Here is a 23,442-nt window from a genome sequence, read left to right on the forward strand (position 1 = left end):
AGGATTTTTAAAAGGACTTTCAGCCCAAGGAGGCAGATATGGCGTCTCAGGAATACGCTACTCAAAAAACGAGTATAGACGCACAGGCACTGATTAATGATGCACCAATTAGCAAATATCAGTGGTTGATCGCAATTGTATGTTTTCTTATTGTTTTTGTTGACGGTATTGATACTGCGGCAATGGGTTTTATTGCTCCAGCCTTGGCACAAGACTGGGGGATAGACCGCTCGCAACTGGGTCCAGTCATGAGTGCGGCTTTAGGCGGCATGATTATTGGTGCTTTGGTGTCTGGTCCAACCGCTGACCGCTTTGGGCGAAAGATTGTTTTAAGTGTTTCGATGCTGATTTTTGGTGGCTTTACTTTGGCATCGGCATATGCGGCTGACTTAAATACCTTAGTAATACTGCGCTTTTTAACCGGTATTGGTTTGGGTGCAGCGATGCCGAATGCAACCACACTATTTTCTGAATATTGCCCGCAGCGCTCACGCTCGTTACTCGTGACCTGTATGTTCTGCGGCTACAACTTGGGGATGGCGACAGGCGGTTTCATCAGCAGTTGGTTGATCCCAACCTTTGGTTGGCACAGCTTATTTTTACTGGGCGGCTGGTCGCCATTGATCTTGATGATCTTGGTGATTTTCTTCTTACCTGAATCCTATCGTTTCTTGATTGTGAAAGGCCGTGACCCCGAAAAAGTCCGCAAAATTCTAACGCGTATTGCGCCGACGCAAGTACAGGGTGTTACTGAGTTTCATGTGCCTGAAGAAAAAACCGAAGGTGCAGAGAAGAAAGGTGTGTTTGGCATGCTGTTCTCTCAGAAATATGTCAAAGGTACAGTTTTACTGTGGCTGACCTATTTCATGGGTTTGGTGATGATTTATCTGCTTACCAGTTGGTTACCAACCTTAATGCGTGAAACTGGCGCAACGATGGAACGTGCCGCATTTATCGGTGGTCTATTCCAGTTTGGCGGTGTCCTCAGTGCTTTATTTATTGGCTGGGCAATGGACCGTTTCAACCCGAACCGCATTATTGCAGGCTTCTACTTTGTCGCTGGAATCTTTGCCTTTGCCGTAGGTCAGAGCTTAGCAAATCCAACCTTACTTGCCATTTTAGTACTTTGCGCAGGTGTTGCAATTAATGGTGCGCAGTCGGCAATGCCAGCACTGAGTGCTCGTTTTTATCCAACCCAATGCCGTGCAACAGGTGTGGCATGGATGTCTGGGATTGGGCGTTTCGGTGCAGTATTTGGTGCATGGATCGGCGCAGTTTTACTGGGCAATGACTGGTCGTTTACTGCCATTTTAAGTCTGCTGTTAATTCCAGCAACAGCAGCAGCTGTGGCTATTTTTGTTAAATCATTGGTCGCACATACCGATGCGACTTAATTGAGGTTTCTCCCATGAATGATGAACAACGTTATGAACAAGGAATCACCGTACGCACTGAAGTGCTGGGTGAAAAGCATGTCGGTCGTTCACTTGAGAACTTAAATGATTTCAATGCCGACTTCCAAAACTTTATTAGCCGTTTTGCGTGGGGCGAAGTCTGGTCTAGACCGGGCATGCCGCGCCACACCCGCAGTTTAGTCACGATTGCCGTGTTATTGGCATTGGGCCGTGAAGACGAATTGCGTATGCATTTACGTGCTTGTTTTAACAATGGTGTGACCAAGGATGACTTAAAAGAGTTGATTTTGCACTGTTCATTGTATGCCGGTTTGCCTGCAGCCAATGCAGCCATGCACATGGCAGAAGAGGTTTTTGCAGATTTGGGAATTGCTCCGCAAAAGCTGAGCGAACAGCAGCTTAGCCAAGAAGAAACGAATCAAGAGTAATGGAACACGATTAAGAGGGACGTCACATGTCACAACTTATTTTAGGTGCTTATGCACAACGTAATACCGAAGATCACCCGCCAGCATATGCACCCGGCTATAAAACCAGTGTATTGCGCTCGCCAAAAAATGCGTTAATTTCGATTGCCGAAACTTTAACTGAAGTGACTTCACCGCAGTTTAGTGCGGAGCAGTTTGGGCCTAAAGATAACGATTTGATTTTGAACAATGCCAAAGAAGGTTTGCCGATTGGTGAGCGCATTATTGTGCATGGTTATGTCCGTGATCAGTTTGGGCGTCCAGTTAAAAATGCTTTGATCGAAGTGTGGCAAGCCAATGCTTCAGGTCGTTACCGCCATCCAAATGATCAGTTTATTGGTGCGATGGACCCGAACTTTTGCGGCTGTGGCCGCATGATGACGGATGCCAATGGCTATTTTGTGTTCCGTACCATTAAGCCAGGTCCATACCCTTGGCGTAACCGTATTAATGAATGGCGTCCAGCGCATATCCATTTCTCTTTACTTGCAGATGGTTGGGCGCAGCGTCTCATTTCGCAGTTCTATTTTGAAGGCGATACGCTGATTGATTCGTGTCCAATTATTAAAACCATTCCTTCGGAAGAACAACGTCGTGCATTGATTGCCTTGGAAGACAAGAGCAACTTCATTGAAGCAGACAGCCGTTGTTACCGCTTTGACATCACTTTACGCGGTCGTCGTGCGACTTATTTCGAAAATGATTTGACTTAATTCAGGGAGAACAACATGAACAATTGGAACTTTCAAGAATTGCATGAAACGCCATCTCAAACAGGTGGACCATACGTACACATTGGTTTGTTACCACAACAAGCCAACATTGAAGTCTTTAAAAATAACTTTAATAATCAGTTAGTTAAAGAAAATACTTTAGGCGAACGTATTCGCTTAGAAGGTCAAGTATTTGATGGTCTAGGTTTACCACTACGCGATGTATTGATTGAAATTTGGCAAGCCGATGCCAACGGTGTCTATCCAAGTGCAGCTGATATTCAAGGCAAAGCGGTCGATCCAAACTTTCTCGGTTGGGGACGTACAGGCGCAGACTTTGAAACTGGTTTTTGGAGTTTTAATACCATTAAACCGGGTGCGGTTCCAGGACGTAAAGGCACAATTCAAGCACCGCATATTGCACTGATCATCTTTGCTCGCGGAATTAACATTGGCTTGAATACCCGTGTCTATTTTGATGATGAAGCTGAAGCGAATGCGCAAGATCCTGTACTAAGAGGTATTGAGTGGGCGCCTCGTCGTCAAACTCTTATTGCCAAGCGTGAAGAACGTGATGGTGAAGTGGTCTATCGCTTTGACATTCGTGTGCAAGGTGAAGACGAAACGGTCTTTTTAGATATCTAAGTTGATTAAGTTCGGTGCAGAACACTTTGCACTGGCTCGATAGATAAAAGTTTATGCGTGGTGATGGCATGACCCATTTCGTTCATCCCACGTATATTTGCCGTTGATGCTAGAAGTCAGGTAATAGTTTGAAAATACAAGGAAATGTAATGATGGAAATCAAAAAAATTGCGATGCAACTTTGCTTAAGCAGTGCTGTTTTAGCAGCAATGCCAGCATTTGCAGCGGAAGTGGCTCAATCAAGCGCACAACACTATATGGTGAAAAACCTTAATATTGGTGACTTACCTGTCAAAACAATTGTGCCGATTACTGCAAAAACTGCTGAACAAGCGATTGCCCAAGCAAAAGTGATTGCCAGCAATCCAAACGCTGATGTCGCTGAGTTTCGCATCGACTTACTTGAGTTTTCTGCCGACACAAAAAAAGTGATGGTACTGGGTCAGCAGCTGAATCAAATTTTAAAAAACAAACCCTTAATTGCCACCATTCGTACCCACAATGAAGGCGGAAAAATGACGGTGTCTGACCAAGACTATGAAAAGATTTATCGTGAATACCTGAAAAAGCCATTTATGCAATTGCTGGATATCGAAATGTTCCGTGATGCAGGCAGTGTAGGGAAATTAACTAAGTTGGCACATGACAAGAAAGTGTTGGTGATCATGTCAAATCATGATTTTGCCAAAACGCCAGAACAACAAGAAATTGAAAACCGCCTGCTAAAACAAGATCAGATGGGTGCCGATATTCTGAAAATTGCGGTGATGCCAAAGTCAAAACAAGACGTCTTTACCCTCATGAATGCCACATTGGCTGTGAGTCAAAAAAGTCAGAAACCCTTATTGACTATGTCAATGGGGCAGTTTGGCACCATTTCTCGTGTCGCGACTGCCAATATGGGCAGCAGTTTAAGTTTTGGCATGATTGGTGAAGCCTCCGCGCCGGGTCAAATTGATGTGACTAAACTCAAACAGTTGCTCAAAACAGTACAACCGACCCCTTAATGCACTGTGTTATTCATCTTCAAGGATAGAAAAGGATTTAAAAAATGAAACCATCAACCTTACGTTTGACCACATTGGTTTTGAGTTTAGCAGCCTCAGGTTTTGCCAGTGCAGAAACTTATATTGTGGATCGTTATCAGGATGATAGTGCAAAAGGCTCACTGCGTTGGGCAATTGAACAATCCAATGCCAATGCGACGCAAGAAAATGAAATTCAAATCCAAGCTGTAGGCACAGCTCCCTATGTAATTAAACTGAATCAGCCTTTACCGCCAATTAAGTCTTCAGTGAAGATCATTGGGACGCAATGGGATAAAACAGGCGAGTTTATTGCGATTGATGGTTCAAACTATATTAAAGGTGAAGGCGCGAAAGCCTGCCCAGGGGCAAACCCTGAACAGTACGGCACCAATGTCCGTACCACGACTTTACCGGGTCTGGTTCTACAAGATGTGAATGGTGTGACCTTAAAAGGTCTGGATATTCACCGTTTTTGTATTGGCGTTTTGGTGAATCGTTCAAGCAACAACTTGATTCAGCACAACCGTATCAGTAATAACTATGGTGGTTCAGGCGTGATGCTGACAGGTGATGACGGTAAGGGCAATCCGACCTCAACCACCACCAATAACAACAAAGTCTTGAACAACTTGTTTGTTGATAATGGTGACGGTTTAGAGCTTACCCGCGGAGCGGCATTTAACCTTGTGGCCAATAACCTGTTCACTTCAACCAAAGCCAACCCAGAGCCATCTCAGGGCATTGAGATTCTTTGGGGTAATGATAATGCCGTGGTCGGCAACAAATTTGAAAACTACTCTGATGGTTTGCAAATCAACTGGGGTAAGCGCAATTACATCGCTTATAACGAACTGACCAACAACTCGATAGGTTTTAACCTCACGGGTGATGGCAACATTTTTGACAGTAACAAAGTTCATGCTAACCGTCTTGGCATTGCCATTCGTTCAGAAAAAGATGCCAATGCCCGTACAACTTTGACCAAAAACCTAATTTGGGACAATGGCAAAGATATTAAACGCTGTGAAGCGGGTGGTTCGTGTGTACCCAATCAGCGTTTAGGCGCAATTGTTTTTGCTGTGCCTGCGCTTGAACATGCTGGCTTTGTCGGTTCTCGTGGTGGTGGTGTGGTCATTGAAGATGCGAAACTGCAAAAAACCTGTACACAGCCGAATGAACAAGGCTGTAACGCTATTCCCAACCAAAACATTCAAGCACCGCGTTTAAGTTATAGCAAAGGTCAAATCATGGCTGAAGTGCAAGCGCAACCAAATCAACGCTATCAGGTTGAGTTCTTTGCCAATCGCCAAGCGAAGAGTCAAGAAGCTGAACAGTATTTAGGGACGCAAGTTGTGACAACCAATGCACAAGGTCAGGGTCAAGCAACATGGAAAGTGTTAAGTGGTGTGGCCAATGTCACCGCCAATGTTACAGACCGTTTGGGGGCAACTTCTGAACTGAGTCCAGCCGTTCGCATTAAATAATAAAAACCGCATGGAAAGCTCATGTGAGTTGAGCTTTCCTCACAAAAAAGGATGTTTGGGATGCAACAACTATTAAAGCTAGGCGCATTATCTTTGGCGCTTTTAACTTGCCAATTGGCTTCAGCCAATGAATTTTATTCAGCAGACCGTCAATGGTTATTCGGTGATTGGAACAGTGAACGGAAGCAACTGGAAGATCAAGGTTATAAATTTACCGCTGCAATTATGAGTCAAGCAGCGACCAATTTGGCTGGTGGTTATAACGATGACAGAAGTTTTGATAATGCCGCGCAGTTGACCTTAGGTGCCAATTTTGATTTAAACAAAATTGCAGGTTGGGAAAATACCACAGCAGGCTTGATGATTACCAAACGTGATGGTAATGCCTTAACGCTTGAACGTATTAAAGACCCACGTGCCAGCACCTTGGGCAACAGCCAAGAAATTTATGGCCGCGGCAAAATTTGGCGCTTAACCCAAGCATGGATCAAAACAGGATTTGACGACAACCGCCTCCAATTTAAGATTGGTCGTATGGGTATGTCCGATGACTTTAACAGCTCGCAATGTGAATTTCAGAACTTACTTTTGTGTGGTGGACAGTTAGGTAAGTCCATCGGTTCAATTTGGTATAACTGGCCTGTCAGCTTATGGGGAACCAATGTTAAATACCAATTTGCACCAGACTGGTCACTTGGCGTTGGCGTCTATGAAGTCAACCCAGACAATGTCAAAACAGATTCAGACAGTGATGGTTTTAACCTCGATATGGACAATGTCGAAGGGGCGACCATTCCAGTTGAACTGGCATGGAAACCAAAACTTGCCACATTTAATAGTTTACCGGGCGAATATAAACTCGGTGCACTGTACTCCACAGCAGAAGCAAAAGATGTGGGCACATCAGGAGAAATTCACGATGGCAAATATAGTTTTTGGTTGAATGCTCAACAACAACTGACCCAACACGGGGCTGATCCTAAACGCGGTTTATATATCAGTTTTAATGGGGTCATCAATGACCGAGACACGACCGCTGTAGAAAGTACGCAGCAGTTGGCACTTTGGTACAAAGGTCCTTTTGACAGCCGCCCTAATGATTCTATCGGTTTTGGTTTGGCCAACTATGTGGTGAATGACCGTGTGACGGACAAGCAAATCGCCACTAACGAAGGCCGTGGTTATTACAGTTATGACGCGCTCGCCAGCGATTATGTCCCAATTCAACATGACGAACTCAATGTTGAGTTGAACTATACCTATCAGTGGTCACCAGCGGTGATGCTCAGACCCAACCTACAATATATCTATCAACCTTCTGGTGTGAAAGAATTGGATGATGCTTGGGTGGCGGGTCTTAGCGTTAAGGTGAATTTTTAATCGTATTTAAAGTGAAATGGTGTTTAAAATGCAAGCAATACTGTTGCTGAATTTAAATGCTCTTTTTTCATTGTTGAAGCAAGTTAATTGTGGATGCTCAAAGTTTGGATGTGGTGTGAATGATGCTCAAAACAAAGTAGCAGAGATCATTGAAAACACAGCATTTGGAGTAAAAAGTATGTCTGAAGCGCAATCTCAACCCATATTTAAAATATGGTGCTTTATATTAGGCTTAGCTTTATTGCTGACTGGCTTATTTTATTTAATCGGTGGTGGAAAACTGATTAGTTTAGGTGGTTCATCGTACTTCCTCATTGCAGGTTTATTGACCACCATTTCCGCAATATTTATTTTTAGAAGAAAAGCATTGGGTGTCTGGATTTTTGCACTGGTTTTTCTTGGAACCGTGGTCTGGGCACTGTTTGATGCAGGTTGGGATTTTTGGGCACTCCATTCACGGTTAATGTTTCCGGCGGGTTTATTTGCTGCACTGTGTTTTACCTTACCTGCTATTCGTAAGTACCAATTTCAAATTGCGTCTTCATCACCCGCTTATGCCTTAGGTGGTTTAACGGTGTTAGGTATGCTCGGTGGTTTGTATGGCATGTTTATTCCACATCCAACGGTGAAAGCCACTGGTGAAGAGCTGCCACTGGTTCCTGTGAATGCACAAACGCAGCAAGTGAATTGGTCGCACTATGGTAATGATGCCGGCGGGAGTCGTTTTGCTGCGTTGGATCAGATCAACCGAAATAATGTGTCTAAGTTAAAGGAGGCATGGCGCTTTCAAACAGGCGATATGACCACAGGTACGGGTAATGGTGCAGAAGACCAGCTCACGCCTTTACAGGTGGGCGATAAAGTCTTTTTATGTACACCGCATAACAACATCATTGCTTTAGATGCGGACACAGGTAAACAAATCTGGAAGGCCGAAGTGAACTCTAAAGCCGATGCTTGGGAGCGTTGTCGTGGTGTGGGTTACTTTGACTCGACTCAAGCCTTGGTACAACCGACTTTAGCAGGTGCAAGTGCGGTGACAGCGGTGGCAAATAATACCGCATGTCCACGTCGTGTTTATACCGATACACCTGATGGTCGTTTAATTGCAGTCAATGCCGATACAGGCGAACGCTGTAAAGACTTTGGTATCGATGGAACGGTGAACTTACTGGAAGGTCTAGGTGCGGGCACGCAAGCGCCTCGTTTTGAAGTAACCTCGGCGCCAACCATTGCGGGAACCAGCATCATTGTCGGGAGTCGTATTGCTGACAACTTTGCAGCGGATATGCCCGGTGGTGTGATTCGTGCTTATGATGTGATTACTGGGCAGCTACGCTGGGCTTTTGATCCACGTAACCCAAATCCAAATTATGTCCTGAAACCGGGTGAAATCTATAAACGTAGCTCGGCAAACTCTTGGGCGGCAATGTCCTACGACCCACAAATGAACACGGTGTTCTTACCGATGGGAAGTTCGTCGGTCGATGTCTGGGGTGGGAACCGTCAACCTGTCGATCATAAGTATAATTCTTCCGTTTTGGCTTTAGATGCAACCACAGGTCAAGAGAAGTGGGTTTATCAAACTGTTCACAATGACCTCTGGGACTTCGATTTACCCATGCAGCCTAGCTTGGTCGATTTTCCAATGCAAAATGGGCAAACCAAACCTGCTGTTGTCATTGGCACCAAGTCAGGGCAGTTCTTTGTACTCGACCGTGTGACAGGCAAGCCTTTAACCAAAGTCATTGAACAGCCTGTAAAAGCTGCAGATATTCCTGATGAGCAATACAGTGCAACCCAACCACGTTCAGTTGAAATGCCACAAATTGGCAATCAAACTTTGACTGAATCGGACATGTGGGGTGCAACGCCATTTGACCAGTTGATGTGTCGCATTAACTTTAAATCGATGCGTTATGACGGTCTCTTTACAGCACCGGGTTCTGATATATCTTTAAGTTTTCCGGGTTCGCTGGGTGGGATGAACTGGGGCAGTATCGCATTTGACCCAACGCATCGTTATATGTTTGTCAACGACATGCGCCTAGGTCTGTGGATTCAGCTGATTAAACAAACGCCTGAAGACTTAAAACTTGAAGCCAGTGGCGGAGAGAAGGTCAACACAGGTATGGGTGCAGTGCCAATGAAAGGAACGCCGTATAAAGTGAATAAAAACCGCTTTATGTCGGTATTGGGCATTCCATGTCAAAAACCGCCTTTTGGAACTATGACGGCGATTGATATGAAAACCCATCAAGTGGCTTGGCAGGTGCCTTTAGGTACGGTTGAAGACACTGGTCCAATGGGCATTAAAATGGGCTTAAAAGCGCCGATTGGTATGCCAACCATTGGAGGTCCAATGGCGACGCAAGGCGGTTTGGTGTTCTTTGCTGCAACGCAAGATTACTACTTACGTGCCTTCAATTCATCTAATGGTGAAGAGTTATGGAAAGCGCGCTTACCCGTGGGTAGCCAAGGCACACCGATGAGCTACATTTCTCCAAAAACAGGCAAGCAATATGTGGTTATTTCTGCAGGTGGAGCACGTCAGTCGCCTGATCATGGTGATTATGTGATTGCTTATACACTAGAGAAATAGAACAAATAAAAACAGACTGATTTTGTCAGTCTGTTTTTTAAGTGAGTTATAAATTAGAGATGTGCAAGGTGAACAATTTCACCCAATTTTTCAGCAGTTGCAATCAATGCTGGACTCAGTTCTTCAACTCGCTTTTCATTTAGGCGAAAAGATGGTCCAGCAATACTAACAGTACCAAAAGGTTTCTGCGTATGCGGATTGATAATGGTTTTCGCCATGGCTGTCATGCCCAATTCATAAGTATCTGAAATGAGACCATAACCACGTTCGCGTGAAGCCTCAACCATTTGTGACAATTGATCTAAGTTCTTCGGTGAGTTTGGCCCTAATTGATCTGCTTTTTCAAAGCCTTCACGTTCTACAATTCTTGAAAAATCGTCAGCTGAAATATTAGATAAATAGGCAAGACCACAGGCTGAAGCAGGTAAGTAGGCAATACTTCCCGAATCAGGATCATATTTTAAACCTGATTTAGAACCTTGTGCTTTGGCAATCCAAATGATTCTTTCATCTTCAATCATACCTAAACGGACAAGCTCAGCAGATTGGTCTGCAAGTTCGTTGAGTAAGGGCTGAAAGGTTTCGGTTATTGAACGAGAAGACAAATAAGTTAGTCCCATAGAGGCTAACTTCAGGCTGAGTTTATAGTGCTGGGTCATTTCATCTTGATAGATATATCCCATGTCTTTCATTGACTTATGTTTATCTGAAGTTTAGTTCATAGTTATATATAAATATTTTTCTATTTAAAACATATAGATATAACTAAAGTTATAGAATATAAAAAATTTCAGGTCATTAACCTATAAGTTTTGAAGACAATATTCCCTCCTTAACATTTCTCAAATTTTCAATAATGAAATGAAAATTATTAAAACTTTAGTAAAAGTTCTGAAACAACAAAGCTAACTGCAACACTAATGATCAAAATCACTAAAACTTCCTGTTTAAAATTCACGTCCATATCCTTATCCATTTATTTTAAATGCAGTTTTTCAAAATTTTCGCCCATCTGAATTAAAGCATTTTTAAGCCATTCAATCTCTTGATCTGAAAACGAAGCTGTACCTACAGATTCAAACTCTGCGGCAACAGGCATCAACTTTTCAATCATCTCACGGCCATGTTCAGTCAAATCGATATGCACCATGCGGGCATTATCTTCAAGGCGTATACGTGAGACTAAGCCCTTATTTTTCATTGATGTAATTAAGCGCGATAGGGTAGATAGCTCTACCGAAACCATCTGGCTTAAATCCCCCAGACTCTGTTTTCCTTCCTGCTTCAGTACAGCCATTACGCGGTACATGGGCAAGGTCAGTTCATATTCGTGCAAGCGTTCTAAAAAAATTTCCCCCATCCGCACACCAACACGGTTCAGTAAATATGGCAATGACGTGGTGAATCTGTAGCTCATGATTTTCATTCAAATTAGTTTTCTATTTTTTAGCACAGCATACAAGTGTTTCAAATGAAATAATTGCAAATAAAAGTTTTAAAATGCATTTTTTTTATTAGTTACTGATTTTTAACATTATGTCTATTTCGTGAAATTCTGAATTTCATTATAGAAAGTATGTTGCATTGACAATATTTGCAAACGCAAATATTGTCAATGCAACTATATGTCGAAAGAACAGTTCGATGAGCGAGATCACTATGGAAGATATAGGCACAAATTTCCGCGCTGTTATGCGCAGATTTCCAGCTGCAGTGAATGTCATTGTCAGCAATAAAGACGGTGTAGATCACGGCATGACCGCAACTGCAGTCATGTCCGTATCGATGGATCCTCCATCACTTGTGATTTGCATTAACAACAATACTTTTCTGCATGAAATCTTGCTGAATCAGCCAAATTTTTCAGTCAATGTGCTGAGTGCTGAACAACAGCACATATCCAATGCATTTTCAGGGCAAGTATTGCCGCAGGAACGTTTCAAGATTGGTCAATGGGAGCGTCATGCCAGTGGCGTTTTGGCGCTAGAAGGTGCCTTGGCCAAAGTAGTGTGCAAACGCATGGCGGCAATCCCTTACAGCACACATACCTTATTTATTGGCAAAGTCATTGAGGCAGGTGTGGCTGAAGAGCAAAGCCCGCTGCTGTATGAAAACACCCAATACTGCATTACTCAATCACAAGACAATTTGAATAAATAATTCAAGGATGAAGCTATGAACACGGCAAATACACAGTTCAATCTACAGGCTTTAACGCTCAAAGATAAAGTCAAAAGCTTAAAAGACACATTTAAAGAACGCGCACTGCAAACAGAAAAAGACCGCAGAGTACCAAATGACAATATGCAGGCACTATTTGATATTGGCTATTTTGATGCGGTCAAGCCAAAGGTATATGGCGGTGCAGAGCTGCAATTTGCTGAACTCGTTGATGCCAATATTGAACTGGCTGCCAGCTGTGCATCAACAGCGTGGATTTCAGGCTTACTTTCAGCACACCAATGGCTTTTGGCAATGTTTCCAAAACAAGCACAGGACGATGTTTGGCTAGAAAACCCTAAAGCATTGCTTTGCGGTTCGTATGCACCAGTGTCTCGCGCAGAAGAAACGGAAGATGCTTATGTACTCAATGGCAAATGGTCTTTTGCCAGCGGTTGTGACCATACGCAGTGGTCTTTATGTGCAGCGCTTGTACCTGAAGGTGAGGGTTATACACCTGCATTTTTACTTGTTCCAGCAACGCAGTATGAAATTGAAGATACGTGGAATGTTGTAGGCTTGGCGGGTACAGGTTCTAAAACATTGGTACTGAATAATGTTCATGTACCGAAATACCGTATTTTGAAATTTAAAGATGCTGTTAGCGGTCAAACCCCAGGCGCAGAAGTTTACAGCGATAAAGGCTTGTTCAAAATTCCACTATTAATGGGTGTTCCTTCTTGCTTGGCTTCTGTAGGTGTGGGTGCGGCGCAAGGCGCATTGGAAAGCTATTTAGACTCGGTTGCTACCCGTGTAACACGTGGAGCTGTTGCTGGTAATAACAACAAAATGGCGGAATTTCCAACCATTCAACTCCGTGTAGCGGAAGCAGTATCTAGCATTGATGCAGCGCGTGAAATTTTATTACGTGATGTGGCCTTGGCAGAAACCTTAGCAGGTCAAAAGAACGAACTTTCGATTGATGAGCGTCTTCTGAGCCGCCGCGGTCAAGGTTTCTCTGTCAATTTGGCACTACGCGCTGTAGAAGCCTTGAATGCATCTACAGGTGGTTTAGGTCTAAATCTGGATAACCCTGTACAACGTGCATGGCGTGATACCAATGCTGTAGGCCGCCACATCAGCATGAACTGGGATGCAGTCGGCACCATGATTGGCCAGCAAATGTTAGGACTAGAGCCTAAAGGCCAATTCTAATCACAGCTTTAAAAGCCATCAAAATTCACTTTATTCAAACGAAGCGGCGGATCAATCCACCGCTCGAACTGAAAACTTACATTAAACATCACACTGAAATATCACAAGGAAAGTCTATATGAACGGTAAAATTGCGCTTGAAGAACACTTTGCAATTCCAGAAACAGTCATGGATTCGGCAGGTTTTGTACCAGATAATTACTGGATTGAACTCAAAGCGCGTCTATTGGACATTCAAGATACCCGTTTAAAGTTAATGGATGAGCACGGCATTGATCAAATGATCTTGTCTTTAAATGCGCCAGCTGTTCAAGCCATTCCAAACCATGCTAAAGCCATTGAAATTGCTAAAAAAGCCAATGATTATTTGGCAGAAGAATGTGCAAAAAATCCAGAGCGTTTCAAAGCATTTGCTGCTTTGCCAATGCAAGATCCTGAAGCAGCAGCGCAAGAGCTTGAACGTTGTGTGAAAGAACTAGGTTTTGTTGGCGCTTTAGTCAATGGCTTTAGCCAAAGTGAAACCACAGAAGAGCCGCTGTATTACGATTTGCCGCAATACCGTAGCTTCTGGGCAAAAGTTGAAGAATTAGATGTACCATTCTATTTACACCCACGCAATCCACTGCCGCAAGACAGCTGCATTTACCAAGGTCACCCTTGGCTAATGGGCCCAACATGGGCCTTTGCACAAGAAACAGCGGTACATGCACTGCGTTTAATGGGCTCAGGCTTATTTGATGAACATCCAAAGCTTAAAATTATTTTGGGTCATATGGGTGAAGGCCTGCCATATATGATGTGGCGTATTGATAACCGCAACGCATGGGTTGAAGTGGAGCCTAATTATCCTGCGAAAAAGAAAATTTGCGAATACTTCAATGAAAACTTCTACATCACGACTTCTGGAAACTTTAGAACCCAGACTTTGATTGATGCCATGCTGGAAATTGGATCAGATAAGATTCTGTTCTCAACTGACTGGCCATTTGAAAATATTGATCATGCCTCAAACTGGTTTGATCAGGCTTCAATTTCTGAAGCAGACCGTCAGAAAATTGGTCATCTCAACGCAAGAAAATTATTTAACCTGTAATTTTACAACAAGCAGAAAGAATTATCTTTCTGCTTGTTTTAGCTCAGGCAAAAAGGATGATTTGCATGAAAAAAATGAATATAGCTGAAAAATTAGACCAAAGCGCATTTTCTAAAACCCACTTTTTTATTTTACTTATTTGCACTTTGTGCATGATTATTGATGGTTTTGATGTACAGGCCATCAGCTTTGTAGCGCCTACCTTAATTGCAGAATGGGGTGTAGATAAACAGGCTTTTGGCAGTGTATTTGGCGCAGGCCTCTTGGGTATGGCTATTGGTGCATTTACCTTAGCGCCATTGGCTGACAAATATGGCCGTAAACCAATTTTGATTATTTCTATGATCATCTTATCCGCCAGTATGGCGGCAACGGTATTTGCGGACAATATTCAGTATTTACGTATTGTCCGGTTTATTGCGGGCTTCAGTTTGGGCGCAATTGTGCCCAATGCTGTGGCATTGGCTGGTGAATTCAGTCCCGTAAAAATCCGTGTGACGTCTATGATGATTATTTCATCTGGCTTTATCCTCGGCGGGGTATTGGGTGGTGCTTTTGCCTCCTATTTAATTCCACATTTTGGCTGGCACATGGTATTTATCATTGGTGCAATCGCGCCATTGATTATGGTTTTTGTGATGTGGACCGCTTTGCCTGAATCACTGCTGTTTTTAACAGTTAAACAAATCAAACTGAACAACATCAATCATTGGCTAAAGAAATTGAAGATTGAAGGCAGTTCAGAGACCAATGAATTTCCTTACCATACGCACAGTACTAACATCGTAAAAGCAGGCGTTAAACAGCTATTTGGCAATGGTTTAGCTTTTGGCACAGTGCTTTTATGGGTCATTTTGTTCATGAATTTACTGGCAACATTCTTCTTAGCCAATTGGTTGCCTATTTTAATATCTCAGTCTGGCTATGATGCACAGCATGCCGTATGGGCAGGCGCAACTTTTTGGTTTGGCGGGTTAATTGGCAATCTCGTCCTTGGCCGTTATATCGATAAATATGGTTTTGGCATTACTTTAGTGCTCACCTTTTTAGGCGGGATTATATTTATTAGCGCAATTGGATTTTCTATCCAAATCAAATCTTTAGTCTTTTCCTTTATTGCACTTACAGGTTTTTGCATATTGGGTGCTCAGACTGCATTAAATGCTTTAGCAGCAGTGTACTACCCAACAGAATACCGTTCTACGGGTGCAGGATGGGCGCTAGGTGTTGGTCGATTAGGCTCAATTTTTGGCCCAGTCATTGGTGGTGTGCTTATCAGCATGGGGCTGCCCATTACATCATTATTCTTTATCTTTGCTGTTCCAATTTTAATTGCAGCAATGGCTATTTTTATGTTTTGGAAAATTGATAAATTACCAACTAAAGCATCGGATCCCATCATTTCAGATCAATCAGCTTAAGCTTCATTGTCTGTATCAAGGCACGGAAACAACCGTGCCTTGATTATTTCTATACAGAAAAATTGTATTTCAGGCCAGATTTAAAATTTATATTTAAACAGTGAAAGTTATCTGTTTAATTTCTATGCACTTATTCCGGGATTGGAACTAAGCCATTCAATTTTATAGGACGTTATTTCATGAATTTACGCTTAATATTCTCTTTTTTTGCGGTATTTTTCTTTCAAACAGCAAGTCATGGGGCAGATCTTTCAGGCAATTGGAAAATTATTGATGATAAGAGCGGTGCTGTTCTCGCTAAACTCAAAGTCGTGAAACAAGCCAATAACACATATGAGGGCCGAGCTGTAGATGTTACCAATGTAAAAGGGAGCGATAGTCAAGGCTTTAAAAACTTTTTGATGCTGTCCAATTTAAAAGAAGATCCTAATAAACCGGGCTATTTTGTTGACGGTATTGTGATAGATCCTGTAAAAAATGAAGCGCACAAAAATATTAATGGAAAACTCAATTCTAAAGGTAATGTATTGATATTAAGAGGAAAAACAGATAGTTCATCTGTGAGCCGTAGAGTCTCTTGGGTCAAGATAGATTAATAGATTTCAAGATAATATTATTATTTCATATATGGAATAAACAATTTCTTTTTAGATATTTTATTTCAAAATAAACATCTATAGCCTAGGGCTAAATAAGTCAAATAAGCTTTTTGTTATGCAAACTCAAATGATGCAAACCAATGATCAAGACATTCGTCAGCAGATTACTGAATTAGAAAATTTACGCTATCAATATTTGCTGAATGAGCAATATGATCAATTTGAAGCGTTATGCCATCCGCAGCTGATGTATGTGCATACCAGCGGAAAGGTTGATGATTTTGCTGGGTATACAAGCAAATGCAATCAAGGTTTTTATAAGTACAGTAAAGCGGATTTAAGCATTGAGCGTATCAATATTTTTGAATCCGTAGCGACGGTATTCGGAGAGCTGAAATCTGAGTTTTTAGCAGGCACAGATACCAAAAAACTGCATAACAAAATTCTGTCGGTTTGGGTGCTGACCGATGGTGAATGGAAATTTTTTGCTTATCAGCCTACGGCAATTATTTAAAGGACAAACAAAATGAATTTAGAGAGTTTTGTATATCAGTATCAGCCAAATCGAGTGGTTTTTGGCTATGGCGCAATTCAAAAACTCATGGAAGAAATCCAAAAATTGGGCTGCTCAAAAGCACTGATTCTATGTACGCCTGAGCAAGTTGCGCAAGCGCAATTGGTCAATGATATTTTAGGTGACAACGCCGTTGGTGTATTTGATAAAGCCGTGATGCACGTACCAGTAGAAACTGCGCGTGAAGCGTCAAAAGTAGCCAATGAGCTAGGAGCAGACTGTGCTGTTGCGATTGGCGGCGGTTCAACCATTGGTTTAGGCAAAGCCATTGCATTGGAATACTCTTTACCAATTATTGCCATTCCAACCACTTATGCGGGTTCGGAAATGACGCCAATTTATGGCCTGACTGAAAATAACGTGAAAAAAACCGGTAAAGATTTCCGTGTGCTTCCAAAGACCGTAATCTATGACCCAGAACTGACTTTAACCTTGCCGCTAGAAGTTTCATTGACCAGCGGTATGAATGCCATTGCGCATGCGGCTGAAGGCTTATACGCTCAAGATGGCAACCCAATCATGACACTATTGGCTGAAGAAGGTATCCGTGCTTTGGCTGAGGGTTTAAAAGCATTAAAGGCAAATGATCAAGACAAAGATGCACGGAGTCAGTGTCTTTATGGCGCGTGGTTATGCGGTACAGTTTTAGGCAATGTCGGCATGGCGCTTCATCATAAACTTTGCCATACCTTAGGGGGAACATTTAATTTACCGCATGCACCGACGCATACTGTGGTATTGCCGCAAGCGATCGCTTATAACGAAGTCGCACGTCCAGAAGTGACTAAAATTATTACCCGCGCATTAAAGGTAGAAAATGTGACTGCAGGGCAAGCATTGTTTGATTTGGAACTAAGTTTAGGTCTGAGCACTAAACTGAGTGATTTAAACTTCACTGAAGCAGACATTCAGAAGGCGAAGGATATCGCGATGTCTAACCCTTATTGGAACCCGCGCCCATTTGGTCATGAAGATATTCAAGAAATTCTCAAAAAAGCATGTTTAGGCATTCGCCCTTAACGATGTTTAAAAAAATCCCTCTGTTCATTGAGGGATTTTTTTTGATGATTGTTTGATTTTTTGCTTAGAGTAAACGCATATTCCAGTAGCGCTCATATTCTTCTTTTTGAAAATGTTCGATTAAGAAATCTATAAACAGCCGTGTTTTGGTTGGCATATAGCGTCTGTTTTGAAAGGCAATATTAATGGTCAATAAAGGCAAATCCCAGTCCGATAAAATTGGCACTAAGCGACCAGAAACAATATCTTTATAAATGATGTACATGGGTTGAATGAGGATACCTGCACCAGCCAATGCAGCGGCACGGACAATCTGACCATCATTGGTTTCCATTAAAGGATTACATTTAAAAGAAATATCTTTTTCATGCGGTTTTTTGAAATTCAGTTCATTGGGATTATTGGCATGACTGTAAATAAGAATGTCATGATTAGATAAATCTTCAACTTTGGCAGGAGTACCTTTTTTAGCTAAATAAGAAGGAGAAGCGGCTAAGATCCGTTTGGTATTGGCCAATTTACGGATGGTGATATTTGAGTCTGGCTCAAATTCTCGGGTACGAATCGCGATATCGACATTGCTGTTTAAAATGTCGTAATAGCGGTTATCGCCCATTATATTAATTTTGATTTTGGGATAGCGCTGATGAAATTCTGGAATCAGCGGAGCCAGATAAAGTTTAGCAAAAGAAATAGAAGAGGTCAGGTTAATGGTGCCTTCGGGTTCAACTGAAGACGCTGAAATTTTCGCCTCGGCTTCATTTAATTCATTAATAAAGGTTTTACACTGCTGATAATACTCATAACCCGCAGAAGTCAACGCATTACGCCGTGTACTACGCTCAATCAGCTTAACATTTAAATGTGATTCTAAAGATGCCAGCAGGCGTGTTGCTGCTGCAGTTGAGATTTTTAAATCTTCTGAAGCTTCTCTTAAGGTGCCCAGTTCATGAATTTTTGTGAACAGTTCCATAGCCAATAATCTATCCATTACATCCTTTCTCATTATTTCTGTAGTGAAATAAACAATTTCCTATTGAGTGTTTAATAACGTTTTATGAAATATTAGGATAACCCTTAATGAATGGTAATGAAAACAAATTTTGCTGAAAAGACGGAATTAAATATAGGAAATTGCATGAAAAATCTGAATGAAAAAACCATTACTCAGGCGGTCATTGATCGCAACAAAAATACGGACAATCCGCGTCTAAAAACGGTGATGACCAGTTTGGTTCAGCATCTTCATTCTTTTGCCCGTGAAGTTGAATTAACGGAAGAAGAATGGGAATACGGTATTAAATTTTTAACTGATGTCGGTCAAATTTGCAGTGATTCGCGTCAGGAATTTATTTTACTTTCTGACACTTTAGGGCTGTCTACATTGGTGATTGCACAAAATCACCGTAAACCTGAAGGCTGCACGGAAGCGACCGTTTTTGGCCCGTTCTATGTCTCGGATAGTCCTGAGCTAGAACTGGGTGAAAATATGAGTGTTGGGGTCAAAGGTACACCTTGGTTCGTAAAAGGCAATGTCCGTTCAATTTCAGGTGAGGCTGTTGCAAATGCTAAAGTTGAAGTGTGGCAGTCAGATGAAGACGGCTCTTATGACGTGCAAAAAGAACACTTAGACCATTTGGAAGGCCGTGCCATATTTAGAACCAATGCGCAGGGTGAATATCATTTTGAAACGATCGTGCCTGAAGCTTATCCAATTCCACACGATGGCCCAGTCGGCAAAATGCTGCAACAGTTGAATCGTCACCCATGGCGCCCAGCGCATTTGCATTTCATGATTACCGCAGATGGTTACGAACGTTTAGTCACACACGTGTTTAGAGAGGGCGGTGAATACTTAGAGTCAGACGCCGTATTTGGCGTACGTTCATCTTTAATTTCAAATTGGGTAAAGCATGAAAATGGCCTAGATCCATACGGTAAACAGCATGACAAACCATTCTATACTTTGGAATTTGATTTTATTTTAAATAAAACAGGTGCTGCATCATGATCGATAAAAGCACGGCTTCATTAAAAGAGGCACTCTCCCAAATTAAAGATGGTTCGACCATCATGGTTGGCGGTTTTGGTACTGCGGGCCAGCCAGCAGAACTGATTGACGGATTGATTGAACTGGGTATTAAAGACCTCGTTATCGTCAACAATAATGCAGGCAATGGCGATTATGGCCTTGCCAAACTGCTCAAAGCAGGCGCTGTGCGTAAAATCATCTGCTCTTTCCCGCGCCAGTCTGACTCGTGGGTGTTTGATGAACTTTACCGCGTTGGCAAAATTGAACTCGAACTGGTGCCTCAAGGCAATTTGGCTTGCCGCATTCAGGCTGCAGGTATGGGTTTAGGACCAATCTATACGCCTACAGGATTTGGCACATTGCTGGCTGAAGGCAAGCCCACATTGAATTACGAAGGCAAAGACTTTGTCTTAGAAAATCCCATCAAAGCGGACTTTGCCTTAATCAAAGCACATAAGGGCGACCGCTGGGGTAACTTGGTTTATAACAAATCTGCGCGTAACTTTGGCCCGATTATGGCCATGGCTGCAGATGTCACCATTGCACAAGTTACAGAAGTAGTAGACCTTGGCACTTTAGATCCTGAGCATATTATTACCTCAGGCATCTTTGTACAGCATGTTGTACAAGTCCAGCCAGTACAGTAATCGAGGAGATCATGATGAGCTATACCAAATTAAGCCGCGATCAAATCGCTGAACGTGTGGCGCAAGATATTCCAGATGGTGCTTATGTCAATTTAGGTATTGGCCTGCCAACCAAAATTGCCAGCTATTTACCATCAGACAAAGAAGTTTTTTTGCATTCTGAAAATGGCTTGCTTGCTTTCGGTCCACCACCAGAAAAAGGTCAAGAAGACTCTGAACTGATTAATGCCGGCAAAGAATTTGTCACCATGCTGACTGGCGGAGCTTTCTTCCACCATGGCGACTCTTTTGCCATGATGCGCGGCGGTCACTTAGATATTGCAGTCCTCGGCGCTTTCCAAGTGGCTGAAAATGGTGATTTGGCCAACTGGCATACGGGCGCGCCAGATGCAATCCCAGCTGTGGGCGGCGCAATGGATTTGGCCGTAGGCGCAAAGAAAGTTTTTATCACCACAGATCATGTGACCAAAAAAGGCGAACCGAAAATTGTCGCTGAACTGGCTTACCCAGCAACTGGTTTGAAATGTGTAGACCGTATTTACACCGATCTATGCGTCATTGATGTGACAGCTGCAGGCTTGACAGTGATTGAAAAAGTTGAGGGCTTGAGCTTTGAAGAATTGCAGTCAATGACCGGCGCGAAGCTGCTGGATGGGACAATCTAAATAAAATGGAAGTCCCCCTTTATAAAGGGGGATTTAGGGGGATTTTTTAGGAATAAATCATCTTTTTAAAATCCCTCCCAACCTCCCTTTAAAAAGGGAGGAGCTTTCAGATAAGGATTTAAAAATGAAAAACGCATATATCATCGATGCTATACGTACCCCATTCGGCCGCTATGCAGGCGGACTTGCATCTGTGCGTGCTGACGACTTAGGCGCATTGCCAATTAAAGCCCTGATGGAACGCAATCCCTCTGTGAATTGGGAACAGGTGGATGACGTGATTTATGGCTGCGCCAACCAAGCCGGCGAAGACAACCGCAATGTGGGCCGTATGTCAGCGCTACTTGCAGGCTTGCCTTACCAAGTGCCTGCAACGACAGTGAACCGACTATGCGGATCATCTCTTGATGCGGTTGCTATGGCAGCCCGCGCAATTAAAGCAGGTGAAGCTGAACTAATTATTGCAGGCGGCGTAGAAAGCATGTCGCGTGCGCCCTTTGTGATGGGCAAATCTGATAGCGCATATGGCCGCAGTCAAAAGATTGAAGACACCACTATGGGCTGGCGTTTTATCAATCCAAAACTGAAAAAACTGTACGGCGTAGAAACCATGCCGCAAACCGCGGAAAATGTTGCGGAACAGTTCAATATTAACCGTGAAGACCAAGACCGGTTTGCGCTAGTCAGTCAGTTACGCACAGCCGATGCACAGCACCGTGGCTTTTTTTATAAAGAAATTGTTCCCGTAGCTATTCCACAGCGTAAGGGTGAGCCAAAGATCATCAGTCAAGATGAACACCCGCGTGCTGACACTACTATGGAAGCTTTAGTCAAACTGAAGCCAGTGGTAAAAGCAGAAGGTACTGTAACGGCTGGAAATGCATCAGGTATTAATGATGGCGCTGCAGCAGTACTCATTGCATCAGATGAAGCTGTACAAAAGTACGGACTTAAAGCGCGTGCCAAAATTATTGGTGCAACGGTAGTTGGTGTAGAACCGCGCATCATGGGCTTTGGGCCAGCGCCTGCAATTAAAAAATTACTCGCTCAAACAGGTTTAACACTAGATCAGATGGATGTGATTGAACTGAACGAAGCCTTTGCTGCACAGGCTTTGGCGGTGACACGTGATCTTGGCCTAGAAGATGGATTAGCTAAAGTTAATCCTAACGGAGGTGCGATTGCTTTGGGGCATCCACTCGGCGCATCAGGTGCACGTTTAGTGACTACAGCACTCAACCAACTAGAACAAACTGGTGGTCAATTTGCGCTATGTTCAATGTGTATTGGTGTTGGACAAGGGATAGCTTTAATTATTGAGCGTGTCTAAAATTTAAAAATTCACAGTTTTAACCATTCTTAATAAATGCAAACGACAAGCTGGCCATTTATTTTGAATGGTTAATTTATTTCTTATGAAAATCATTTCAAATTCCAGTATCGAATATGAACGTGTCAAAACTGATATTTCATATCTCAATCAAATTCCGCAACAAAGTTATGAGTTGTGTTTGAGTGCAGTTCAGATCAATCCTAAAGCTATTTTATATATGCGGCATCCTTATGAAGATATTTATATTTATGCTGTCTCTAAACACGGAGATTTGCTAAAGCATATCACGCAGCCTACAGAAGCAATTTGCTTAAGCGCAGTGAAAAAAGAAGGCCTAGCTTTAAAATATGTGGAGTATCAAACACCAGAAATTTGCAAGGAAGCAGTACTAAACAATGGCTTTGCTATTAAATATGCACATGAACAAAACGATAATCTTTGCATGCTTGCAATTGCATCCCATCCATTAGCAATTAAGCATATACGGCAACCAACAGATAGAATGTGGCAATACGCTCTGAAAAAAAATGGCTTAGCGCTTCAATATCTAAAACAACAGTCTGAAAATCTAATTCAAATTGCAATTAATAATAATGCCAATGCAATTCAATTTGTTGAAAAGCCATCAGAAGAGTTATGTTTGCGAGTCATTAAACGTAAGCCGCATGCAATTCAATATATTGAGAATCCTTCTGAAGAAGTATGTAAAACGGCTCTGAAAAAGAATCCCAATTTAATACGTCATATAGCAAGCCCTAATATGGAGATGTGTCAATTAGCACTCTCACAGAATCCATTTTTATTAAAATACATGGCTCAGCAGAGTTTTGAAGTTTGCCAATATGCTGTTTCAAAAGATCCTGAAGCGTTGACATTTGTCCGTGACATATCCTTTAAACAAAAAATTAAAGACCTGCTATTAACGGTGTAATAGCAGGTCTTTAACAAC

Annotated in this window: 23 protein-coding genes; 20 read left to right on the forward strand and 3 right to left on the reverse strand. The window is 42.5% G+C overall.

The features are described 5' to 3' along the window. The first annotated feature begins 38 nt into the window (after nucleotides 1–38). The 8 genes from B9T34_RS03040 (at nucleotide 39) to B9T34_RS03075 (ending at nucleotide 9,734) form a co-directional block, all read left to right on the forward strand. Nucleotides 39–1,394 (forward strand): MFS transporter, encoded by a 1,356-nt coding sequence (locus B9T34_RS03040; protein WP_086211703.1) that lies wholly within the window; start codon nucleotides 39–41, stop codon nucleotides 1,392–1,394. A gap of 14 nt (nucleotides 1,395–1,408) precedes the next feature. Beyond that, nucleotides 1,409–1,843: a 4-carboxymuconolactone decarboxylase gene (gene pcaC, locus B9T34_RS03045; protein ID WP_086211704.1), complete on the forward strand. Its 435-nt coding sequence runs from the start codon at nucleotides 1,409–1,411 to the stop codon at nucleotides 1,841–1,843. Between the two features lie 26 nt (nucleotides 1,844–1,869). Beyond that, complete coding sequence (gene pcaH, locus B9T34_RS03050; protein WP_086211705.1) at nucleotides 1,870–2,595, forward strand: protocatechuate 3,4-dioxygenase subunit beta; 726 nt, start codon at nucleotides 1,870–1,872, stop codon at nucleotides 2,593–2,595. 15 nt (nucleotides 2,596–2,610) lie between these two features. Next, nucleotides 2,611–3,240 (forward strand): protocatechuate 3,4-dioxygenase subunit alpha, encoded by a 630-nt coding sequence (pcaG, locus tag B9T34_RS03055; protein WP_086211706.1) that lies wholly within the window; start codon nucleotides 2,611–2,613, stop codon nucleotides 3,238–3,240. Between the two features lie 149 nt (nucleotides 3,241–3,389). Then, nucleotides 3,390–4,247, forward strand: a complete 858-nt coding sequence (aroD, locus tag B9T34_RS03060) for a type I 3-dehydroquinate dehydratase (protein WP_086211707.1) — start codon at nucleotides 3,390–3,392, stop codon at nucleotides 4,245–4,247. 44 nt (nucleotides 4,248–4,291) lie between these two features. Continuing rightward, nucleotides 4,292–5,752 (forward strand): NosD domain-containing protein, encoded by a 1,461-nt coding sequence (locus B9T34_RS03065; protein WP_086211708.1) that lies wholly within the window; start codon nucleotides 4,292–4,294, stop codon nucleotides 5,750–5,752. 60 nt (nucleotides 5,753–5,812) lie between these two features. Beyond that, a complete protein-coding gene (locus B9T34_RS03070; RefSeq protein ID WP_086211709.1) occupies nucleotides 5,813–7,132 on the forward strand; it encodes a carbohydrate porin in 1,320 nt (439 codons plus the stop codon). 178 nt (nucleotides 7,133–7,310) lie between these two features. Then, nucleotides 7,311–9,734, forward strand: coding sequence for a glucose/quinate/shikimate family membrane-bound PQQ-dependent dehydrogenase (locus B9T34_RS03075; protein WP_086212042.1), 2,424 nt, complete (start codon nucleotides 7,311–7,313; stop codon nucleotides 9,732–9,734). A 53-nt stretch (nucleotides 9,735–9,787) separates the two neighbouring features. Here B9T34_RS03075 and B9T34_RS03080 read toward each other — a convergent pair whose 3' ends face one another. Together B9T34_RS03080 and B9T34_RS03085 are read right to left on the reverse strand one after the other, a co-directional pair. Beyond that, nucleotides 9,788–10,417, reverse strand: a complete 630-nt coding sequence (locus B9T34_RS03080) for an IclR family transcriptional regulator (RefSeq protein WP_228147397.1) — start codon at nucleotides 10,415–10,417, stop codon at nucleotides 9,788–9,790. 293 nt (nucleotides 10,418–10,710) lie between these two features. Then, complete coding sequence (locus B9T34_RS03085; RefSeq protein ID WP_086212044.1) at nucleotides 10,711–11,151, reverse strand: MarR family winged helix-turn-helix transcriptional regulator; 441 nt, start codon at nucleotides 11,149–11,151, stop codon at nucleotides 10,711–10,713. 227 nt (nucleotides 11,152–11,378) lie between these two features. On the opposite strand from B9T34_RS03085, the gene B9T34_RS03090 reads away from it, so the two are divergent. The 7 genes from B9T34_RS03090 to B9T34_RS03120 all read left to right on the forward strand — a co-directional run bounded on the left by B9T34_RS03090 (nucleotide 11,379) and on the right by B9T34_RS03120 (nucleotide 17,816). After that, nucleotides 11,379–11,894 carry a flavin reductase family protein gene (locus B9T34_RS03090; protein ID WP_086211710.1) on the forward strand — a complete coding sequence of 172 codons (516 nt, stop codon included), beginning with the start codon at nucleotides 11,379–11,381 and terminating at the stop codon, nucleotides 11,892–11,894. A 15-nt stretch (nucleotides 11,895–11,909) separates the two neighbouring features. Further along, entirely contained in the window at nucleotides 11,910–13,109 is a 1,200-nt protein-coding gene (locus tag B9T34_RS03095) for a flavin-dependent monooxygenase (protein WP_086211711.1), read from the forward strand. Between the two features lie 118 nt (nucleotides 13,110–13,227). Further along, complete coding sequence (locus tag B9T34_RS03100; protein ID WP_086211712.1) at nucleotides 13,228–14,202, forward strand: amidohydrolase family protein; 975 nt, start codon at nucleotides 13,228–13,230, stop codon at nucleotides 14,200–14,202. 65 nt (nucleotides 14,203–14,267) lie between these two features. Then, a complete protein-coding gene (locus B9T34_RS03105) occupies nucleotides 14,268–15,623 on the forward strand; it encodes an MFS transporter (RefSeq protein WP_086211713.1) in 1,356 nt (451 codons plus the stop codon). 179 nt (nucleotides 15,624–15,802) lie between these two features. Then, nucleotides 15,803–16,219, forward strand: a complete 417-nt coding sequence (locus B9T34_RS03110) for a DUF2147 domain-containing protein (RefSeq protein WP_086211714.1) — start codon at nucleotides 15,803–15,805, stop codon at nucleotides 16,217–16,219. 118 nt (nucleotides 16,220–16,337) lie between these two features. Further along, nucleotides 16,338–16,736: a nuclear transport factor 2 family protein gene (locus tag B9T34_RS03115; protein ID WP_086211715.1), complete on the forward strand. Its 399-nt coding sequence runs from the start codon at nucleotides 16,338–16,340 to the stop codon at nucleotides 16,734–16,736. A 12-nt stretch (nucleotides 16,737–16,748) separates the two neighbouring features. After that, nucleotides 16,749–17,816: a maleylacetate reductase gene (locus B9T34_RS03120; protein WP_086211716.1), complete on the forward strand. Its 1,068-nt coding sequence runs from the start codon at nucleotides 16,749–16,751 to the stop codon at nucleotides 17,814–17,816. A 64-nt stretch (nucleotides 17,817–17,880) separates the two neighbouring features. Here B9T34_RS03120 and B9T34_RS03125 read toward each other — a convergent pair whose 3' ends face one another. Beyond that, the gene (locus tag B9T34_RS03125) at nucleotides 17,881–18,807 is read right to left on the reverse strand and encodes a LysR family transcriptional regulator (protein ID WP_086211717.1); all 927 of its coding nucleotides are present in this window, start codon (nucleotides 18,805–18,807) and stop codon (nucleotides 17,881–17,883) included. Nucleotides 18,808–18,954: 147 nt separating this feature from the next. Here B9T34_RS03125 and B9T34_RS03130 point away from each other — a divergent pair, with 147 nt between their 5' ends. The 5 genes from B9T34_RS03130 (at nucleotide 18,955) to B9T34_RS03150 (ending at nucleotide 23,424) form a co-directional block, all read left to right on the forward strand. Continuing rightward, nucleotides 18,955–19,827, forward strand: a complete 873-nt coding sequence (locus B9T34_RS03130) for an intradiol ring-cleavage dioxygenase (RefSeq protein WP_086212045.1) — start codon at nucleotides 18,955–18,957, stop codon at nucleotides 19,825–19,827. Next, entirely contained in the window at nucleotides 19,824–20,495 is a 672-nt protein-coding gene (locus B9T34_RS03135) for a 3-oxoacid CoA-transferase subunit A (RefSeq protein WP_086211718.1), read from the forward strand. The genes B9T34_RS03130 and B9T34_RS03135 overlap by 4 nt, the downstream gene beginning before the upstream one ends. Before the next feature lie 14 nt (nucleotides 20,496–20,509). Then, a complete protein-coding gene (locus B9T34_RS03140) occupies nucleotides 20,510–21,160 on the forward strand; it encodes a 3-oxoacid CoA-transferase subunit B (protein ID WP_086211719.1) in 651 nt (216 codons plus the stop codon). A 124-nt stretch (nucleotides 21,161–21,284) separates the two neighbouring features. Beyond that, the gene (gene pcaF, locus B9T34_RS03145; protein WP_086211720.1) at nucleotides 21,285–22,490 is read left to right on the forward strand and encodes a 3-oxoadipyl-CoA thiolase; all 1,206 of its coding nucleotides are present in this window, start codon (nucleotides 21,285–21,287) and stop codon (nucleotides 22,488–22,490) included. A gap of 85 nt (nucleotides 22,491–22,575) precedes the next feature. Next, nucleotides 22,576–23,424: a DUF4116 domain-containing protein gene (locus B9T34_RS03150; protein WP_139841246.1), complete on the forward strand. Its 849-nt coding sequence runs from the start codon at nucleotides 22,576–22,578 to the stop codon at nucleotides 23,422–23,424. Nucleotides 23,425–23,442 lie beyond the last annotated feature (18 nt).

Source organism: Acinetobacter sp. ANC 3813 (genome assembly GCF_002135435.1).
In the GTDB taxonomy this organism is placed as follows: domain Bacteria; phylum Pseudomonadota; class Gammaproteobacteria; order Pseudomonadales; family Moraxellaceae; genus Acinetobacter.

Coding starts and splice junctions, on each gene's coding strand:
- B9T34_RS03040 (WP_086211703.1), top strand. CDS start 39: ATGGCGTCTCAGGAATACGCTACTCAAAAAACGAGTATAGACGCACAG.
- pcaC (WP_086211704.1), top strand. CDS start 1,409: ATGAATGATGAACAACGTTATGAACAAGGAATCACCGTACGCACTGAA.
- pcaH (WP_086211705.1), top strand. CDS start 1,870: ATGTCACAACTTATTTTAGGTGCTTATGCACAACGTAATACCGAAGAT.
- pcaG (WP_086211706.1), top strand. CDS start 2,611: ATGAACAATTGGAACTTTCAAGAATTGCATGAAACGCCATCTCAAACA.
- aroD (WP_086211707.1), top strand. CDS start 3,390: ATGATGGAAATCAAAAAAATTGCGATGCAACTTTGCTTAAGCAGTGCT.
- B9T34_RS03065 (WP_086211708.1), top strand. CDS start 4,292: ATGAAACCATCAACCTTACGTTTGACCACATTGGTTTTGAGTTTAGCA.
- B9T34_RS03070 (WP_086211709.1), top strand. CDS start 5,813: ATGCAACAACTATTAAAGCTAGGCGCATTATCTTTGGCGCTTTTAACT.
- B9T34_RS03075 (WP_086212042.1), top strand. CDS start 7,311: ATGTCTGAAGCGCAATCTCAACCCATATTTAAAATATGGTGCTTTATA.
- B9T34_RS03080 (WP_228147397.1), bottom strand. CDS start 10,417: ATGGGATATATCTATCAAGATGAAATGACCCAGCACTATAAACTCAGC.
- B9T34_RS03085 (WP_086212044.1), bottom strand. CDS start 11,151: ATGAGCTACAGATTCACCACGTCATTGCCATATTTACTGAACCGTGTT.
- B9T34_RS03090 (WP_086211710.1), top strand. CDS start 11,379: ATGAGCGAGATCACTATGGAAGATATAGGCACAAATTTCCGCGCTGTT.
- B9T34_RS03095 (WP_086211711.1), top strand. CDS start 11,910: ATGAACACGGCAAATACACAGTTCAATCTACAGGCTTTAACGCTCAAA.
- B9T34_RS03100 (WP_086211712.1), top strand. CDS start 13,228: ATGAACGGTAAAATTGCGCTTGAAGAACACTTTGCAATTCCAGAAACA.
- B9T34_RS03105 (WP_086211713.1), top strand. CDS start 14,268: ATGAAAAAAATGAATATAGCTGAAAAATTAGACCAAAGCGCATTTTCT.
- B9T34_RS03110 (WP_086211714.1), top strand. CDS start 15,803: ATGAATTTACGCTTAATATTCTCTTTTTTTGCGGTATTTTTCTTTCAA.
- B9T34_RS03115 (WP_086211715.1), top strand. CDS start 16,338: ATGCAAACTCAAATGATGCAAACCAATGATCAAGACATTCGTCAGCAG.
- B9T34_RS03120 (WP_086211716.1), top strand. CDS start 16,749: ATGAATTTAGAGAGTTTTGTATATCAGTATCAGCCAAATCGAGTGGTT.
- B9T34_RS03125 (WP_086211717.1), bottom strand. CDS start 18,807: ATGGATAGATTATTGGCTATGGAACTGTTCACAAAAATTCATGAACTG.
- B9T34_RS03130 (WP_086212045.1), top strand. CDS start 18,955: ATGAAAAATCTGAATGAAAAAACCATTACTCAGGCGGTCATTGATCGC.
- B9T34_RS03135 (WP_086211718.1), top strand. CDS start 19,824: ATGATCGATAAAAGCACGGCTTCATTAAAAGAGGCACTCTCCCAAATT.
- B9T34_RS03140 (WP_086211719.1), top strand. CDS start 20,510: ATGAGCTATACCAAATTAAGCCGCGATCAAATCGCTGAACGTGTGGCG.
- pcaF (WP_086211720.1), top strand. CDS start 21,285: ATGAAAAACGCATATATCATCGATGCTATACGTACCCCATTCGGCCGC.
- B9T34_RS03150 (WP_139841246.1), top strand. CDS start 22,576: ATGAAAATCATTTCAAATTCCAGTATCGAATATGAACGTGTCAAAACT.